The following is a 16511-nucleotide window of genomic DNA, read 5'->3' as shown; positions in this document are numbered from 1 at the left end:
CTCCCTACTTTTTCAGCTTGGCATATTCTGCCTTGTATTCCGCAATCATTTTGTCGCCGCCATCCTTGCGCCATTGCTCGATGACTGCCTTCCAGCCCGCTTCATCAATAACACCCATGATGTATTTGATTTTGGCATCATCGATCATCTTCGCAAGCTTGGCTCCCTTTTCCAGGAAAGTGGCAGAATCCAGTGGGGCAAATGGATTGACGATCGCTACCTTTTCGTTATCCAGCAGCATTTTATTCGCTTTAACCTCCTCGGCCCTCATCTCAGCCTTCGGAATCGTATCTCCGCGGTACAAGCCCAGCTCCCAGCCGACACGGCGGTTCGTCGGGTCCTCCGGCTTCAGCCTCTGGGCCTTGCCCTCCACAGTTTTATATTCCACACCCTCTACCCCATGAACGAGCAGATTCTGCATCTCTTTATCCAGCAATTTATCAAAATACGTGAGGATCTGCTTCAACTCATCCTCGGTTTTCACCGTTGTTTTGGGAATCAGAAAAATACCGGTATAACCATTCTCGGCGATGCTTCGATTGCCATCAGTACCACTAAGCAGGGAAATCGCATCGATTTTGGCAGTTGGAAACAACTTGAACATCGGGTCAAATTTGCCGATATCCTGAAGGTCTCCCAATATATGAAGCTTCGCGCCGGCTTTGCCTTTCATGAAGGTATCGTGCTTCTGGCTTTCCTCCATAATTCCAAAATCCTGATTCAAGATTTTCTCCGTGTACAGCCTTTTATAGAAATTCAGCATATTCATGTAGGCAGCAGTGGTAAAATCCGGGTCGCCCTCTTTACTCCACGTATTGGGAGCACCAAACCAGCCTGCAACACTTGTAGCTTTGTCGAGGCCCTTGTAATCCACCAGACCGATCGTATCATCCTTGCCGTTCTTATCGGGGTCATTAAAGGTGAATGCCTTCAGCACCTCATAGATTTCATCCAGCGTTTGCGGCTGCTTCAGACCCAGATTTTCCAGCCAGTCCTGACGGAAAATAAGCGCTCTTCTCGCCAAATCCCTGGTGCGATACAGCCCGAAGGTTTTGCCATCGACTGAAGAATTGCTGAGCTGTGCAGGCAATAATTTACTGCTCAGGTTAGGGTAAGCCTTCAGGTAAGGACCAAGCTCCCAGAACATTCCCGAACGAATGCTGTTGCGCAGCAGCGGATCCTTATCATTGGTTACCATGAGCACCTTCGGCAGGTCATTGGCTACCATCATTGTGGCGACTTTATCATTGTAAGCTGAGCTCGGCACCCATGTAATATTAAGCTCAGTATTCGTGTACTCCTGTACCTTTTGCAGAATCGGATTATCCTTCTTCGGGGCCTCCGCCTCATAAAATACGTTCAGCATCGTAATTTTCAGCGGCTCCTTCTTTTTCTCGACTACCGGATCTGGCGCACTGTCAGCTTGTTTCGTCGGAGCTCCCGTGCTGCTGCAAGCCGCCAAGATACCTACGGATAGACTCAGTGTACTAACGATGGCCAGATGTCGGGTAAGCCTCTTTCTTTTTGTTGCCTTGTTCATGCTTAAAACCCCTCTCGAATTTGTATTAGCCTTTCACAGAGCCAACCATTAAACCACTGACAAAATATTTTTGCAGCATCATGTATACCAGCATAATTGGCAGCGTCGCAATCACAATAACAGCCATCTTGACCGACGGTGGCACAGCAAACTCTCCAGCAGCATCCGCAGCACCCGCCCCACCGGCAGCCAACAGCACAATCTGGCGCAGAATAATCTGGATGGGCCACTTCGTGGCATCATTAATATACAGCAAAGCTGGCATAAAAGTATTCCAATTCGCTACCGCATAAAACAGTGAGAAAGTTGCCAGCATAGGCTTGGATAACGGTAAAAAGATGCGAAATAAAATTTGCAGATCATTATAGCCGTCAATCTTGGCCGACTCTTCCAGCTCCTTGGGGAGCTGCTGGAAGAAATTTTTGGTAATGATCAAGTAAAATGGGCTGATCAGGCTCGGTATAATAAGCGACCAGATGCTATCCAGCAGCCCTACCGATTTCACTACGATGAAATTGGGAATCATGCCCGGTCTAAAAACAATCGTAAGCACGATCAGAAAAAGAATCAGCTGCTTGCCTATAATCGGATTTCGTGCCAGCGGATAGGCAGTCAGAACCGTAAACAGCAAATTAAATAACGTTCCCAGCACGGTAATGTAAATCGTAATGAGCAGACTATTGGCAATACTGTCGGATGTAAAAATATAACGGTACGCATCCAGCGTAAAATCCGTAGGGATCAGTACAAAGCTATTCTGCAGCAATCCCTCGGCAGTCGTCAAGGAGCCGGCAACGATATGGATAAAGGGTACAATCGTAGCTACGGCACATCCGAATAACAGCAAGTAATTAATGATATCAAACATCCGGCTTCCTATCGATTTCTCGTGGATCATATTAAAATATACCTTCTTCGCCGAGTTTTTTGGATATCCGGTTGGATATATACACCAGAACCAGACCGACTATGGATGTGAACATCCCAACGGCTGTACTGTAGCTCAGGCTTCCCTGAGTGATGCCGACCATATAAACATAAGTGTCGAATACTTCGGACACGTTCCGATTGAGCGCATTTTGCATGTTATAGATGTGCTCAAACCCGGTTTCAAAAAACGAGCCCAGCCTCAAGATCAGCAGAATCACAATCGTACTGCGCAGCATCGGCAGCGTAATGTACCAGAGCTGCTGCAGCCGCTTCGCACCATCAATACGGGCTGCTTCATATTGCTCAGGGTCGATACTCGTGAGCGCAGCCAAAAAAATGATCGTTCCCCAGCCGCATTCCTTCCAGATAACCTGTCCTATGTAGAGCGGAAGAAACCAATCCGGGCTCGCCAATATATTCAGCTTCTGTCCCCAAATTGAAGCAATGACATCGTTAACGACACCACCCTCTGTAGTAAACAAAATATAGCTGATACTGACTACCACTACCCATGACATGAAATGGGGAAGATAGGTCACGGTCTGGACGAACCTTTTGAAAACAACACACTTTACCTCGTTTAACATCAGGGCAAATATAATCGGAAGCGGAAAAAAGAATACAATATTGCTGACTCCGATGACCGTCGTATTTTTCAATAACAGCCAGAAATCGGATTCACTAAAAAAGCGGTTAAAATGATGAAAGCCGACCCACTTGCTTTCCGCAAATCCTAGAAAAGGCTGGTAATTCTGAAAAGCGATGGCTAATCCCCCGATAGGCAGGTACTTAAATATAAGGAAGTAGAACAGCCCCGGTACCAGCATCATATACATCCATCTGTCTTTGCTAATTGCAGTGTATAGCTTCTTTACTTTCAGGTAAGCCTCCTTCCTCACCTGAACGGAAGCAGCAGTTCCCTTGCTCAATGTGCATTCCTCCAAACTTGTGTACGGACACTGGCCAGTTCGTATCCTCTATCATCTTAGTACACAGCCGGGCAACTTAAAATAATCTTATTTGCTTGTAAACATCTGTGGACTTGCCTCAGCTTCAAACCCTTACCAATCCTAAATACATGCGAAGTAATCCTTTTTACTCATCCATTATTAGGAAAATTCGACCTATATACGACTAATAAGGATCAGACTACGAACGGAGTCGTGCAGCAATGCACGCAAAATAACAGGCAAAGACTTCAGTTCCGAAGTTCTTGCCTGTCTTTTAGCCCATCATGTTGAGGAAGCGTTAGGATGATATAACCATCCGCCACCTGTCCAGGTCGTTTGTATGATGCTAATCACCCATTTGCTCAAAAGCCTGGACTGTTTGTGGTGAGAGCGATCTGAGTTTTTGGGGCTGCCGCTGCTGCCGGCAAACCAGACAAAGCTGTGATTGCCAGTTATATTTTCTTCAAGATTCGCTCCAGAACATTGTCTACCATCTGTCCATTTGCAATGATACCTGTATACAGCCAGCTTGCAGTATCGTCATATTGGAATACTTGCCCGTTTTTGACAGCTGGAATGCCGGCCCAAACCGGGTCCTTTAGGATCTCTTCATTCGCAACTCCCTTGCTGTTCACAATAAACATATAGTCAATATTCATTTGAGCAAGCTTCTCCATGGCAATAGGATTCCAGTTGGCTGTAGCTGTTTTGGATATTTCCTTAATCTCTTCCGGTACGGTAAGACCCAGGTCCCGGTACAGAACGTCACCGCAGGACAGCTTCTCGTTAGGCACATATACATTTTTGCTAGTTACCCAGAGAACAGCTACGGATTTGGTCCCGATCTCCTGCTTTAATTTCTCCTTGGCTTCTTTCACCTTTAAATCGTAGCTTACCAAAACCTGCTTAGCTTCTTCGCTTTTATTCAATACTTCGGCTACAGTCATTAACTCCTGCCGCCAGTCATTGTTGACGCCGCTCCCTACGGTGAATGTCGGTGCGATTTTAGCATATTGGGCATATTTGTCCCCGGCTACTTGCTCCGCACTGTCCACGAGGATTAAGTCCGGAGCGAAGCTCATGACCGATTCGAATGGCAGATCACTTGGTATGGTGGGAATCCCTTTCAGCTCCTTCTGAAGGTAGTTCTGCACCGACTTTCCATTGTTGATCGACCATTGGGCAGCCGGTTTGACTCCAAGAGCAACTAGATGATCCTCAAGATAGGAGGCAATAATTCTCTCGGGTTTTGCCGGTATGCTCACTTCGTGACCTAGCGCATCCTTCATCACACGTTCAGCAGCGGGCTTCGCTGTTGCAGACGATCCTGAAGAGGCTGACGGTGAATTGCTGCCTTCTCCGCTATTATTAGTTGTGCTAGAGCATCCGATTCCTACTATTGCAGCACCTAACAGCAGTCCTAACAATGGGTAAATTCGTTTCTTATTCATGGTGTTACCTCCACATATGATGATAGATTGTGTTAAAGAGGAAATGCTGACTAGCTCGTTTGCGGGGGACGGCTCCCCACACCAGAAGCATTTACATCAGATAATGATAATCATTATCATATTTGTTGTCAATTAACCTCATTAACGTGATTTTCAAAATTTACCCATCAATGGAAGCTATCTATGCTGACCAGTACTTAGTAAAATTTGGAGAGCTTAAAGTACACACCATAGTCTGGCCCCTTCTGTTTTAACGAAAAGCTTCCGATTATTTGGTAAGGAACTCCGCTTAACGGGAGACTTTTACACGTTTAATCATTAGTCCAACGATTGCGCCTGCTACTGCAACTGACAACACAAACAAAAGTGCATCCTGAATACCGGCAGCAAGCGCTTCTCGCGTAATCGGTGATTCGGTTGCCATCGATGCTGCTTTCATGTACTTATTTCCACCAGCAGTCATTATACTCACCGATACGGCCATACCAATCGCACCTGCAACTTGAATCAGCGAGTTCATAATTGCCGTCCCGTCCCGATGCATCTCGCGCGGTAGTTGATTCATCCCATTGGTTTGCGCAGGCATCCATACCAATGCAATGCCAATCATTAAACAAACATGCAACGTTACAATGAAAGCAGTTGTTGATATAGCGGTAATATCCGTGAAGAACCAAAGTGCAACCGCCGCCAGGACAAGACCCGGAATAACTAGAAACCTTGGGCCGAATTTATCAAACAGGCGGCCGATCAAAGGGGATGATAGCCCCATTACAATTCCACCAGGAAGAAGGATAATCGCTGCCGATAACGTACTCATTTCTAACACTCGGATTAAAAACATCGGCAATAACAACATGGAAGAGATGTTAATCGACATACATACAAAAATTAATAGGGTACCTACAAGAAACATCGGATGTTTAAAAGCTTTCACATTCATTAATGGTCTTTCCATCGTCAATTGACGAAAAACAAATAAGATAAGCGCAACCCCTCCAACAATTAGCGGCCAAACGACCATCGCGTTATTCCATCCGGCATCTCCTTCACCAGCGTGACTAAATCCGAACACAATGCCGCCAAAACCAACTGTTGACACGGCTAAGGAGAACAAGTCAATACGTGGCTTTGTAATCGTAGATACATTTTGCATATATAAACTTCCAACAAGCAATGCGATGAGCATTAATACGAAGGAGAGCCAAAATATCCAGTGCCAGCTTAAATTTGCAATTAACAATCCCGAAACGGTGGGGCCCACAGCCGGGGCAGCAGTAAATATCATAGTAACAAGCCCCATCGCCATACCGCGTTTGTGGGCGGGAAATATAATAAATACCATATTAAACATGAGTGGCAGAAGAAGCCCAGTCCCAGTAGCTTGTAAGATACGGCCTGTCAGTAGAACCTCGAAGCTTCCCGCCATCCCCCCGATACCCGCACCTGCGAGAGAGACAATGGCCGCTGTCAAGAAAAGCTGTCTTGTTGTAAACCATTGCATCAATAATCCGGACAACGGAATTAGAATACCCAGTGTGAGCAAATAACCAGTTGTCAACCATTGAGCGATAGATGTACTAATAGAAAATACTTGAATAAAATTACTGAGTGCAATATTTAACGCTGTTTCATTGAACGTACCAACAAAACCAGCAAGCATCAATGATGCCATAATTGGAAACACTCTAACACTTTTAACAGCTTGTTGCTCCGCTTCTATACTTGCTTGCAAACAAATCACTCTCCTGCTTCTGTAAAAAACTTCATTCTTAAATGAAAACCAATTAGTACTAAATTCCTATATCAATCATTTCGTTAAATAATTCCAGTTTCTACACCTAGCTTTTTAAGCCACCTACGATAAGCGATGCTGATAGCGTCTGATTTCAGATGCATTTCTTCTTGCAAATCAAGAGGTAATAATTCAGGTTTTTGACTCTCAATAATTTCAATATCTTGCTTTAGCAATATATCTGTAAATCTTGTATACGGTTCATCAGGTTGATCTAGCTCGAAATTTCTTGAATGTAGCATAAAAACTTTTGTTTGTTCTTCTTTTTCTTGAACAACAGTAATGAAAAACGAAAATTCATTATTTGAATCCTGAGCTTTCTTTTTAAATCGAGCAGTCATCGGTGATAAAATTTCGTACACATAATTTGAGTACCCTTCACTGGATCGGCCATCCGGATTAGGTTGGTAGAGCAGTATTTCGCTTGTTATATAACGACCATCCGTAAAATTAATATCAAACACAGGGATTTCTGCATGATCTGCATCACCAAGCATCCCTTCATGTACGAACATTAAATGAGCAATATCTAAAAAGTTCTCAACAATACGTGGTGCATTAGCTTTGACATCATAAGGTCCTATAGCGACTGTCCGGTATTCATCTTGATCATATTCAGGAAATGCAACTAATGGGGCTGGGTCTTCACCTATATTAACCCATATAAACCCAATGTGTTCAATGCACCGATAGACTGTAGCTTTCGCCTTACTAGGAATCGCCTTTCCACAGGGTAAAGCCGGTATTTTTTCGCATTCTCCTGCAGTATTGTATTCCCAAGCATGATATGGGCAGACTAGCAATCCATTTTTAACTTTACCGAGCGAAAGAGCTGCGCCACGATGGATGCATAGATCCTTAAAAGCATGAACCTCAGTTTTTGTTCGATATATAACCACTCTTTCCCCTAAAGCAAAAACTTGCTGTGGTTCTTCTTTTAATTCAGATGCAAGGTATACGCAATGCCACTCATTTAACAAATAATCTTTCTTCAAGAAATTTCCTCCTAATGATTTTAGTCTTTTTTCAATTTTCACTGGAATTGCATAAAAACTGACAGAACGAAGTGTTGAGGTGCAATTACTTGTACGGCTGAAAATATGGAGCCAACGTTCACAGCAATCATATAATCGAACTCTTCGATTGAAAGCTGATCATAAAGCTTCATGCTTGATACCCCAGCATTGTTGACTCCTTTTTGCTGTGAGCTGCATAGGGAAATGCTACGGATGTGCCCTCGTAATCAAGACGTCTTACAATAGCTTCTCCAATTCCCCGAGACTCTCCAGTAACCAAAACGACTTAATTTGTGCTCATCATCATTTAGGCTCCAGTCACATGTAACTAGGAAAGCCGATGTAGAGGAGAACTTTTAACTTTTTTATCGTATCATATGCCTGTCAAGTACCTGCATTATCACAACAAAAAGTCAATCTTTTTATTTTTTCGCTTACTAAACTTATATTGTACACAGAAATTTCAAGCTCGTAGAGGTACGAGAGTATCTGGGTATGCATCAAATAGCCCTAACCTTGTCAACAAGATGAGGGCTTAGATATGAACTACTGAGGGGTGGACAATATAGCTTCAAAACTTTTCGTTCCCTCGGCACAAGGAAACTCATGTTTACATGGAAAAGATTCCATTACAATTACATCATCCTATTGGAAAGGAGAACGGACCAAACAGCGGGAAGACGGCACTGGCAATTTTCCAACAATACCTCGGATCGGATCCGATTGACGGTCCTACGGATTCGGGTCATCTGTTTGAATCCACTTCATCCTCCGTCGGGAACGTATTCATGTTCAAGGCAGGAACCGCATCGGCTGCTGCGGTGCTGGACGGCAGCAATAAGCAATACAGATCGGCAGCGCATTGAGGTGAAGGCATACAACAATGTGAAGGCTACTATTGGTCAGACAGTTGCGTACAATTGGCAATTCCGTGCCATGAGTCCCTGACCGATGCCGCCTACAGGCAACTTTCATCAAGTGCTCGCTCAGACCGCCTTCTCGAATATCGACGGTCAATGGGTGGCAGCAACGGTCACTGTCCAAAACACCGATAGCGGCTCCATTAACATGACGCTAAAGAAGCTGGACGGCACAACACTCATATCCTACAGCGGAACTAAAGATAATTGGAGAGACAACGCAACGATCAATCGTCCGAAGTGGGGCATTTACCAAAAAATTTATTCCGGTATGCCGGAAGCAAAAGTCCAGATCGCCCTCATCCAAATTACGAAGTAAACGAGCAGAAGCCGCCCAATGGGCCGGCTTCTTTGATACGTATAAAAGGGGTGGCAGCCAGAGAACACGAATGCCATTCATCCGGGCAGCCAAGGCTCTTACTCTCAATACTTCAACGTAAATCTTCGAATCAAGTTTAATGCAGCCGGATCGCAGGCAATAACGGTAGCATTGAATCTTATTGTTCCGATAGAAATAAAATAACCCTAATCGAACCCATGTCCACCACTCGAGGTAGTTACGTTTACCTTAACCCTCTCTTGCTCACCGCCGTAATCGACGATAATGTCCGCTTTACCTGCCTTTATCGCCTTGACAATACCGTTTGCGTCTACTTGGACTACAGCACTGTTGGATGAGCGGTAAGTGACTCCCGCCGTTATCTGTTTCTTGCTACGATCCGAATACACCGCCTGTACAACCGTTGTGTGAGTTTCTCCTGGCTTTACCGGTAAACCACTCCCGATATCAACGCTTTTGTACTTCCGTCCTCATATGCCCCCTGAACTTCGGTCGTTTGGGATTCACCGGTCTTTACGAATATAAATCCAGACTTGAAAGCAATGGACTGCAGCTGCGGCTGTGCTCTGTTAACCTTCACTTTATAGGTTCTGGACGCAAGATTGCTTGGAGAGTAGACGGAAATCTCGACAGTATTGGCGCCATAGCCTAATCCAATCTCCTGGCTCGCTTGCCCGCTAGCAACCGGAGTTCCGTTGACCCGCAAGCTTGCGCCTGTATCAACTGCAGAAGGAGTGACCGTAAGCTTATACACGTTGTACGTAACACTCGCCTCATAGTCTGTTTGTTGAGCAGTAAACGCTGGGCTAAGCTGTCCCTCACTAACGGTCAAGCTGCTTAGCTTGGGCTCTCCGTAAAAATGCTTTCCGATATTGATTACAGCATCGCTTCCCACCCGATCCTGCAGCTGCTGCAAGTACAGGCTTCGCGGATAAACGGATGTACCGAGGCTTTCCCAATATCCGCCCTCGCGCGCCCTCATGTCATCCTTGTTTGGAAGAAACGGTTTACTTACTGTTCCTGTGAAACCGACTGCATAATTTTGTGCGGTCGGGGGATTCTGCAGAGCAAGGCCCCCTTTAGTATTCCAGGCCACCCAGTTTGCCCCGGCCCAACCGTGCCCGCTGCCGAGCCATCCACGATCCTGAATGGCAATGTTGGCGTCGATATTATCGAACAAGCCGCCGACGGACCAACGGTGATGCGGTTCGGTTGTGTTGAATTGGGTTGTCGCTACACCGTCAAGGAAAACATTCGGCCCTGGAACACGGCTGCTTACGATGTATGCGTGTCTTGCCGAATCGACGTTGACCCGCTGAGTCAAGCCGAGCTGCCCTTCATATAACAAAGGATATCTGCGCCCGCCGTCAAGTGTGCTGGCCATCTCAAGCACGGTGCTGTCCTGCGTAGTCGTCCATTTCGTATCTCTGCCTGTGTATACCATGGCATATCCTAAATGAAGGGCGGTGATGTCGCGAACCCAGGCATTTTTGACGCTCTTGAACGCGATGAAGGTTTCTGGGTGAGCATCGTCAGCATAATAGTTTACACCGTTATCCGCTTTAATGATGGAAGCGTCGAAGTTGACATCGACACGCATATTTTCGACCCCGACCTGCTGGATCCGGGCAGGATCATCGTAAGCCAGAAGCTCTCCCCCTCCCCAACGCAATTCGAATGCATTGGCTAGAGGAGCGTCTACAGTAATGACATTCCCTTCGATTTTAGTAATGACCCTGTCGAAGCTGAAATCGAATGGGGTCCATTGCTGCGTACTGCCGTCTGTTCCCGGTCTGTCCGTAATTTGATCCATAAGAAGCTCGTGAATCCATCGGTCATTCCCTATTCTGCGTACCATGACGGAGTTCCCCACCTGGAATTGACTCGCATTGGCCACACGGAAGCTGCGGGCACCGGTCGGAACATATAGATCGCTAATGGTCGTTTTTATAGCTGAACTGACCACTGGACCACTAGCGCCGCCGATTTCGAGAATATTCCGCTTTTCCGTTCCTGTAGCGAATAATATGGTTCCGTCCTCGCCCTGACCCTCACCTCGCAGCACGACACCCCCGTTGCGGATAAAAAGCTTGCTTCCCACTCGATATGTCCCTTTAGAGAGAAGGACGGCCCCACGGAATCCGTCCGCAGAAAGCGGCATATTAGACACTTCATCGATCGCCGCTTGAATTCGTGCCGTGTCATCACCACTGATGGCAGGCGATAGCGTCAATCTAACCGGTAAATCGGGCAGCTTTACTCCGCCTCCCATATACCCGGCGTCGGAGTAATCGATCAGTTTATTTCCCTTATAGTCCGAAGCATAAACGAGCTTGCCACCAGCCCCTATGAATGCAAGGCGGCTTTGACCTGCTGGTATGGTACCGACATCCGCAGAGAAGAAGTAAAACGTGTCGTAAAGCATCGATTTCCCTGTGGGTGTGAGAGTCAGCCGAATTTGATGCTCCCCGATATTCGATACCGTACCTGGTATTTGCAGTTGCAGCATAGTACCTGGTCTCAAAGAAGTTTCAGGCAGTCGATATACGACATTTTGTACGCTGTCTACAAGCACGCCATTTAATACTGCTTCAACATAGGGATTAACCATAAGGGCAGGATATACATCTCCAGGCTTTACAAACGCGGGTTGACCGACCTTGACCGTCATAACCGGATGGGTCATCTGAAGATCGGCTATCAACAGCTCAGGATCGCTCACATCAATCCATATACTTGTTGTCATCGTAATGCTGCCCTGTCTGATCGTTCCGGTGATTTGGGTAATGCCGGATTGCAGCGCAGCCAGCGCGCCAGATGAATTAACCGAAGCTACTGCCGGCTTCGAGCTGATCAAGGACACGAGGAATCCCGGGTCGGATAAATCCGCTTCATTGCCTGTTACGAGCTCGCCTCGAAGCTTTAATGAAGCACTCTCATTTTTATGCAGCTTTATTGTCGAGTCCAGAGGGTATTCATTGCCCGCCGTATCGGAAATATATGCGCGTTTTAAATCTGACTGCGTGTTAGGCTCACCTTCCCCTATGACTTCAAACTCTCCAAGCTTAAATAGAGAATTACCTGTCAGGTCGATAGATACCCTAACGTACCTTGTCGTCACCTCGCTAAAATTGGCCGTATCCTGAGCTTGTATAGCCCCTGACGAGCTGCTTTTGGCATAAGCTTCAGTCCAATTGCTATTATCATTGGAGTACAGGATTTTATACCCATTAACAATGGATTCGGTACCAGCAAAATTCAAAACTGTCTTATTGATCTTTTGCTGAGCTGTCAAATCCACCGTCATCCAAACATTGAGATTGTCCACACGGTCGCTCGAGAGAGGCTGCCAGAACGTACCGGGATTACCATCGACTGCAGCAGTAGCCCGACCGGCGGACGTATCCGAGCTTTTGCCCGGTACTGGTTTATTTAAAGCATAGTTTAGCTCACTCGCTGCATGTGCAAAAGGAAGGAAAGCCTGGCTGGGCAGCATGAGTGCAACAGCAAGAATAACAGCCAGCAAGATATGAAACGGTTTCTTCTTCTGAATGGAGTGCACGAATTCATCGCCTTTCTCGGTTCATATTTGAATTTCTTCGCTACTGTCTTCTTATAAGCCCCTGTTCGAATTGGTCAATGCAAAGGTATTGCGGGTAACTCGTATCTTCCTGCTAAGGCGCGTTCGGTCCGACATTTGCTGAAGTAAGCGGCTGTCGAACAATTGGCGCAGTTGAATATTCATCAGCTCCGACATCCTTCGTCGCACGCACTTGCCCATCCATATCTTCCGTCACATATGCATACGAGCCTACTGCGGCATCGAGAGCTGGACTGGTCGAAGATAATTTTTGCAAGCCGTTGGAGGTTGTAAATAGCGGATTGATGTTCCTGATCTCAGCCGAGGTTCTGGAAGCATTATTCAGCGTCGTTCCATATCCAATATTGCCTTCGAATACGGTGTTTGAGGTTTTCGCTTCATTGTACAGCGTCCCTGTTGAACTTTTGGCAATGTTATTCGCTATCACACTGTCCACTGGAGCATAGGTAAAGCTTAAGCCTACAGCCAAGCTGCTGCCTGTACTGTTCACTACCGTGTTATTCGTAACCTGAGCGCGATAAACTCTCCAATGCGCAGTCAAGTTCGCACTCGTATAATTAGTGCCTGCGGAACCAGCGTCGAAATCTCCGCCGTCAATATTGATCGCAGCGCTGGTCAAATTTTCAAAATAATTATTGTATATCTTATGGTCATTGCCATAAATCCGAAACCCGCCAACCGATGCTTTAGCCCCGTCTCCGAAGAAGAAGTTGCCGTAAAAGCTATCGCTATGTCCATGTCGTGCCGTCACCTGCGCACTATTGTTGCGGAATGTATTGTAACGAACGGTGTTGTTCTTGCTTTTAACCGAAACGACCTCTGCATCACTGTCACAATTGACGAACAAATTATTCTGAATCGTATTAAATCCGTCCGACATCGACAATCCGGATAAACCGACGCGGATCGTTTCGCCCCCATTCGATGTTTGGACATCCGCATCATGGAAATAGTTATATTCAATTAGCGTATACTGTGCTACCTGACCACCCGAGCCATCAATCGAAATCATTTGACCCAGGTCATGCCTCGGACCGAATTCATTATGATCGATCCAGTTGTTGTTGCTACCCGTTCCGTTAAGTACAATCCATTTCGTCGCAGCTGTATTCGTTGCTAAAGCTAATTGGTTGCGAGTAATCCGATTATGATCGGAGCTCGATAGAGCGACCGCAGTACCTTGATTGGTGAACTTCAAGCCCTGGATTGTTACATATGACGAGTTGCTGAGTGTAAAACCCCCGCTGCCCGAAATAATCGCCTGACTTTGATTCGCCGAACGGATAAGAATCTGACTGCTCGCCGTTCCGTTCTTGTTTGATATGCTGAAAGGACCATTGTATGTGCCATTCGCAAGCACAATCGTCGTGCCTGCAGTCGCATTATTAATAGCTGTTGTTAATTGCGCAGCTGTGGATACATTTACGGCCGTTCCACTGCTGGATACGTCGCCATAAATCTCCACCTCGGTGTAGCTGTTCCATGTATTGCTGGAATTTCCATGTCCCACAATCCTTACATAACGAGCCGGATCGACATCCGTGAAGTTAAACGTCTGCAGCGCATCGCTTAAAGTGCTTGTAACATTGGATTGTACCGTAGAAAAATTCGTATTATCCGTAGACGTTTGAATATCGAATGTGGACGTTCTCGTACTACCGTTATAAAAGGCAATTTTGATATAAGAGACTTTTTTACTGCTGCCCAGATCGTACTTAATCCATTGCCCATCGCCGTTCGCTGACCAGCGGGTATTCAAATCCCCGTCAACCGTGTTACCCGGTACATTCCCGTCATCCGAGCTTGCGCTAACAGCAGAAGCGTTTAATTTGGCATCCGCCGCAAAGCCTAAGCTTGGAAACAGCATCAATGTCAAACAAATACATAGCATGAGACCGACAATTTGCTTGTGATTAAAATTAAACATCATTACACCATCCTCAATAATTAGTTTAAAAAGCACCCCGATCCAGTCAAAGGCACCCGACTATCTTCGTTTACTCGACTTCTGGTAAATCCCCCATTCCCCCCATTCTGCCTAATTTCATGGTGCTTCAAGCATGGAAAAAGAACTTATGTATGCGATTACATTTTGCTTCTGTATTCTTTTTCCAATTTTTACTTTACAATCCCGTCATTCAGATTGGAATGAATTTATTTATGATTGAATTGTGTTTTTTTACCATTTTTATAATTAAAAAGGAAAACGAGCCTTTAGAATTTCATCTAAGGCTCGCTTCGTATTGGGTAATTATACTAAACTGTTAATTACAGTGGCATTTATTTTCTTGCATTGAAACGATCGAAAGCGGTCTGATAAATCTTATTGGCCTCGTCAATCCCCATGCTCTTCAACCTTTTTTGAAACTCATCAATTTTGCTTATTGGATCGGCCCCCATAAGTATCCTCAGTACCGTTTCCTGTTTATAAGTATTGATATCGCTCATAATCGACCCTAATTGGGAGCTCTCGTCTGTCGTTAAGCTAATCGATAATGTCGTATTCAGGGAAGTATCCGTACTGGCAAATGTTTTGATAGACTCCTGTTGTTCCGGAAACGGCAAGGAAATTTGGCTCCAAGGTTCGTATTCCATTACTTTTGTATGCCCAAAGACAGGTGTCGCGTAGCGATAAATCGCTTGCTGAGGAGATTTGCCATCCTTGCTTTTCATAATGTCATCTGTAAAAAACTTCTTGCCATCCTTCACCTCATAGCTTTTTCCATCGATCCCCCAATTCAGGAGCGCCTGGCCTTCATCCGAGTACATATAGTCTATCAGTCTAATGATTTCTTTTGGGTATTTAGAAGATTTGGTAATGATAGCCGAAAGACCGACCTTTTGGATCGTTTGTGAAGAATAATTATACGATTTTCCGCCTGGACCTATCGGTGGTTTTACTCCGATTAATGAGAAGCTTGGATTCTTAGCTCTTGCCAAAGTAGTCGTATTTCCGATGATTGAACCTAACGAACCGAAAGTGGTGCCAACCAATTCGTTCTGCAGTTTCGTCGTCAAGCCTTTAGAGTCCGTCGAGGCGAATTCTGAATCAATGAGTCCTTCTTTATACCAACTGGCCATTGTTGTCAGATAATCTTTATATTGTGGCTGCAACGGCCCATACATCAGCTTTCCGCTGGCAGGGTCCTTGTAAAATCCGTCTAATATTCCCCATGCTGCGGTGAATTCGGACATACCGCTTCCGATCCCTCCAAGCGCGGTTCCGCTAGGGGTTTTGGCGATACTGTAAGGAATCTCATCCGCCTTGCCATTGCCGTTGGGATCTTTTTCTTTAAAAGCCTTTAATACTGTATGCCATTCGTCAATCGTTGTGGGTGGCTTCAAGCCCAGCTTATCCAACCAATCCTTGCGGGTAATCAGGCCGTTATAGCTCGTTCTCAGAGGATCGGGATCCAATTGAAAAAATGCAGGATACGTGCCATCATCAAGTGTAACGAATTTCTTTACATCCGGATATTTGACAAGCGCTTTTTTGTAATTAATCGCATACTTGTCCATGTAATCGTTTAGCTTAATCGCGACCCCATCGTTAATAAGGCCGGTTAAACCGCGTGGAACACTGGACCAATCCCAGAAAATGACATCCGGATAATCGCCTGAAGCCAGCATGACGTTCAAGGCATCAGGCGTATTAGGCGGATGTACGAATTCAATATGGATCCCCGTTCGCTTTTCCAGCTCTTTAAACACTTCCATTTCTCCCATGCTCTTCAATTCGGTTTCCACATAATTTCGTTGATACCATTTTATCGTAATCGGTTTTTGCGTTATGGGCATCGATAGTGATTCGGTACCGTTCGTATCCGATGCCGCCGATGGATTGCTTGTGGACTTGTCGCTAGCGCAACCGGCCAAAACACTGCCGAACAGGACACATGCCAATAGTGAGTGCGTGGATTTTCTTTTTAACATATAACATATACCCCCTGAGAAATTAATTTTTCTTC

At 45.6% G+C, this 16511-nt stretch carries 12 protein-coding genes; 2 read left to right on the top strand and 10 right to left on the bottom strand.

Annotated elements, in window-relative coordinates:
* Nucleotides 1-4: 4 nt before the first annotated feature.
* The 6 genes from OB236_RS11455 to OB236_RS11430 form a co-directional block, all read right to left on the bottom strand.
* A complete protein-coding gene (locus tag OB236_RS11455) occupies nucleotides 5-1540 on the bottom strand; it encodes an extracellular solute-binding protein (protein WP_262684121.1) in 1536 nt (511 codons plus the stop codon).
* A gap of 25 nt (nucleotides 1541-1565) precedes the next feature.
* Nucleotides 1566-2438 (bottom strand): carbohydrate ABC transporter permease, encoded by an 873-nt coding sequence (locus OB236_RS11450; RefSeq protein ID WP_262684120.1) that lies wholly within the window; start codon nucleotides 2436-2438, stop codon nucleotides 1566-1568.
* 1 nt (nucleotide 2439) lies between these two features.
* Nucleotides 2440-3399 carry an ABC transporter permease gene (locus OB236_RS11445; RefSeq protein ID WP_262684119.1) on the bottom strand — a complete coding sequence of 320 codons (960 nt, stop codon included), beginning with the start codon at nucleotides 3397-3399 and terminating at the stop codon, nucleotides 2440-2442.
* 473 nt (nucleotides 3400-3872) lie between these two features.
* Complete coding sequence (locus OB236_RS11440; RefSeq protein WP_262684118.1) at nucleotides 3873-4871, bottom strand: ABC transporter substrate-binding protein; 999 nt, start codon at nucleotides 4869-4871, stop codon at nucleotides 3873-3875.
* Between the two features lie 289 nt (nucleotides 4872-5160).
* Nucleotides 5161-6546: a DHA2 family efflux MFS transporter permease subunit gene (locus OB236_RS11435; RefSeq protein ID WP_262684243.1), complete on the bottom strand. Its 1386-nt coding sequence runs from the start codon at nucleotides 6544-6546 to the stop codon at nucleotides 5161-5163.
* A 143-nt stretch (nucleotides 6547-6689) separates the two neighbouring features.
* Complete coding sequence (locus OB236_RS11430; RefSeq protein ID WP_262684117.1) at nucleotides 6690-7661, bottom strand: aromatic ring-hydroxylating dioxygenase subunit alpha; 972 nt, start codon at nucleotides 7659-7661, stop codon at nucleotides 6690-6692.
* Nucleotides 7662-8296: 635 nt separating this feature from the next.
* Here OB236_RS11430 and OB236_RS11425 point away from each other — a divergent pair.
* Together OB236_RS11425 and OB236_RS11420 are read left to right on the top strand one after the other, a co-directional pair.
* A complete protein-coding gene (locus tag OB236_RS11425) occupies nucleotides 8297-8548 on the top strand; it encodes a hypothetical protein (RefSeq protein WP_262684116.1) in 252 nt (83 codons plus the stop codon).
* An 85-nt stretch (nucleotides 8549-8633) separates the two neighbouring features.
* Nucleotides 8634-8921, top strand: a complete 288-nt coding sequence (locus tag OB236_RS11420; protein ID WP_262684115.1) for a hypothetical protein — start codon at nucleotides 8634-8636, stop codon at nucleotides 8919-8921.
* 206 nt (nucleotides 8922-9127) lie between these two features.
* Here OB236_RS11420 and OB236_RS11415 read toward each other — a convergent pair whose 3' ends face one another.
* The 4 genes from OB236_RS11415 to OB236_RS11400 all read right to left on the bottom strand — a co-directional run bounded on the left by OB236_RS11415 (nucleotide 9128) and on the right by OB236_RS11400 (nucleotide 16476).
* Nucleotides 9128-9331 carry an Ig-like domain-containing protein gene (locus tag OB236_RS11415; protein ID WP_262684114.1) on the bottom strand — a complete coding sequence of 68 codons (204 nt, stop codon included), beginning with the start codon at nucleotides 9329-9331 and terminating at the stop codon, nucleotides 9128-9130.
* A gap of 35 nt (nucleotides 9332-9366) precedes the next feature.
* A complete protein-coding gene (locus OB236_RS11410; RefSeq protein WP_262684113.1) occupies nucleotides 9367-12504 on the bottom strand; it encodes a discoidin domain-containing protein in 3138 nt (1045 codons plus the stop codon).
* Between the two features lie 112 nt (nucleotides 12505-12616).
* Nucleotides 12617-14470 carry a chondroitinase-B domain-containing protein gene (locus tag OB236_RS11405; RefSeq protein WP_262684112.1) on the bottom strand — a complete coding sequence of 618 codons (1854 nt, stop codon included), beginning with the start codon at nucleotides 14468-14470 and terminating at the stop codon, nucleotides 12617-12619.
* Between the two features lie 353 nt (nucleotides 14471-14823).
* The gene (locus tag OB236_RS11400) at nucleotides 14824-16476 is read right to left on the bottom strand and encodes an extracellular solute-binding protein (RefSeq protein ID WP_262684111.1); all 1653 of its coding nucleotides are present in this window, start codon (nucleotides 16474-16476) and stop codon (nucleotides 14824-14826) included.
* Nucleotides 16477-16511: the final 35 nt, after the last annotated feature.

The organism is Paenibacillus baimaensis, from assembly GCF_025567575.1.
This window is presented reverse-complemented; position numbering and strand designations above follow the sequence as displayed.

Coding starts and splice junctions, on each gene's coding strand:
- OB236_RS11450 (WP_262684120.1), bottom strand. CDS start 2,438: ATGATCCACGAGAAATCGATAGGAAGCCGGATGTTTGATATCATTAAT.
- OB236_RS11435 (WP_262684243.1), bottom strand. CDS start 6,546: ATGGCATCATTGATGCTTGCTGGTTTTGTTGGTACGTTCAATGAAACA.
- OB236_RS11425 (WP_262684116.1), top strand. CDS start 8,297: ATGGAAAAGATTCCATTACAATTACATCATCCTATTGGAAAGGAGAAC.
- OB236_RS11405 (WP_262684112.1), bottom strand. CDS start 14,470: ATGTTTAATTTTAATCACAAGCAAATTGTCGGTCTCATGCTATGTATT.
- OB236_RS11440 (WP_262684118.1), bottom strand. CDS start 4,871: ATGAATAAGAAACGAATTTACCCATTGTTAGGACTGCTGTTAGGTGCT.
- OB236_RS11455 (WP_262684121.1), bottom strand. CDS start 1,540: ATGAACAAGGCAACAAAAAGAAAGAGGCTTACCCGACATCTGGCCATC.
- OB236_RS11400 (WP_262684111.1), bottom strand. CDS start 16,476: ATGTTAAAAAGAAAATCCACGCACTCACTATTGGCATGTGTCCTGTTC.
- OB236_RS11420 (WP_262684115.1), top strand. CDS start 8,634: ATGCCGCCTACAGGCAACTTTCATCAAGTGCTCGCTCAGACCGCCTTC.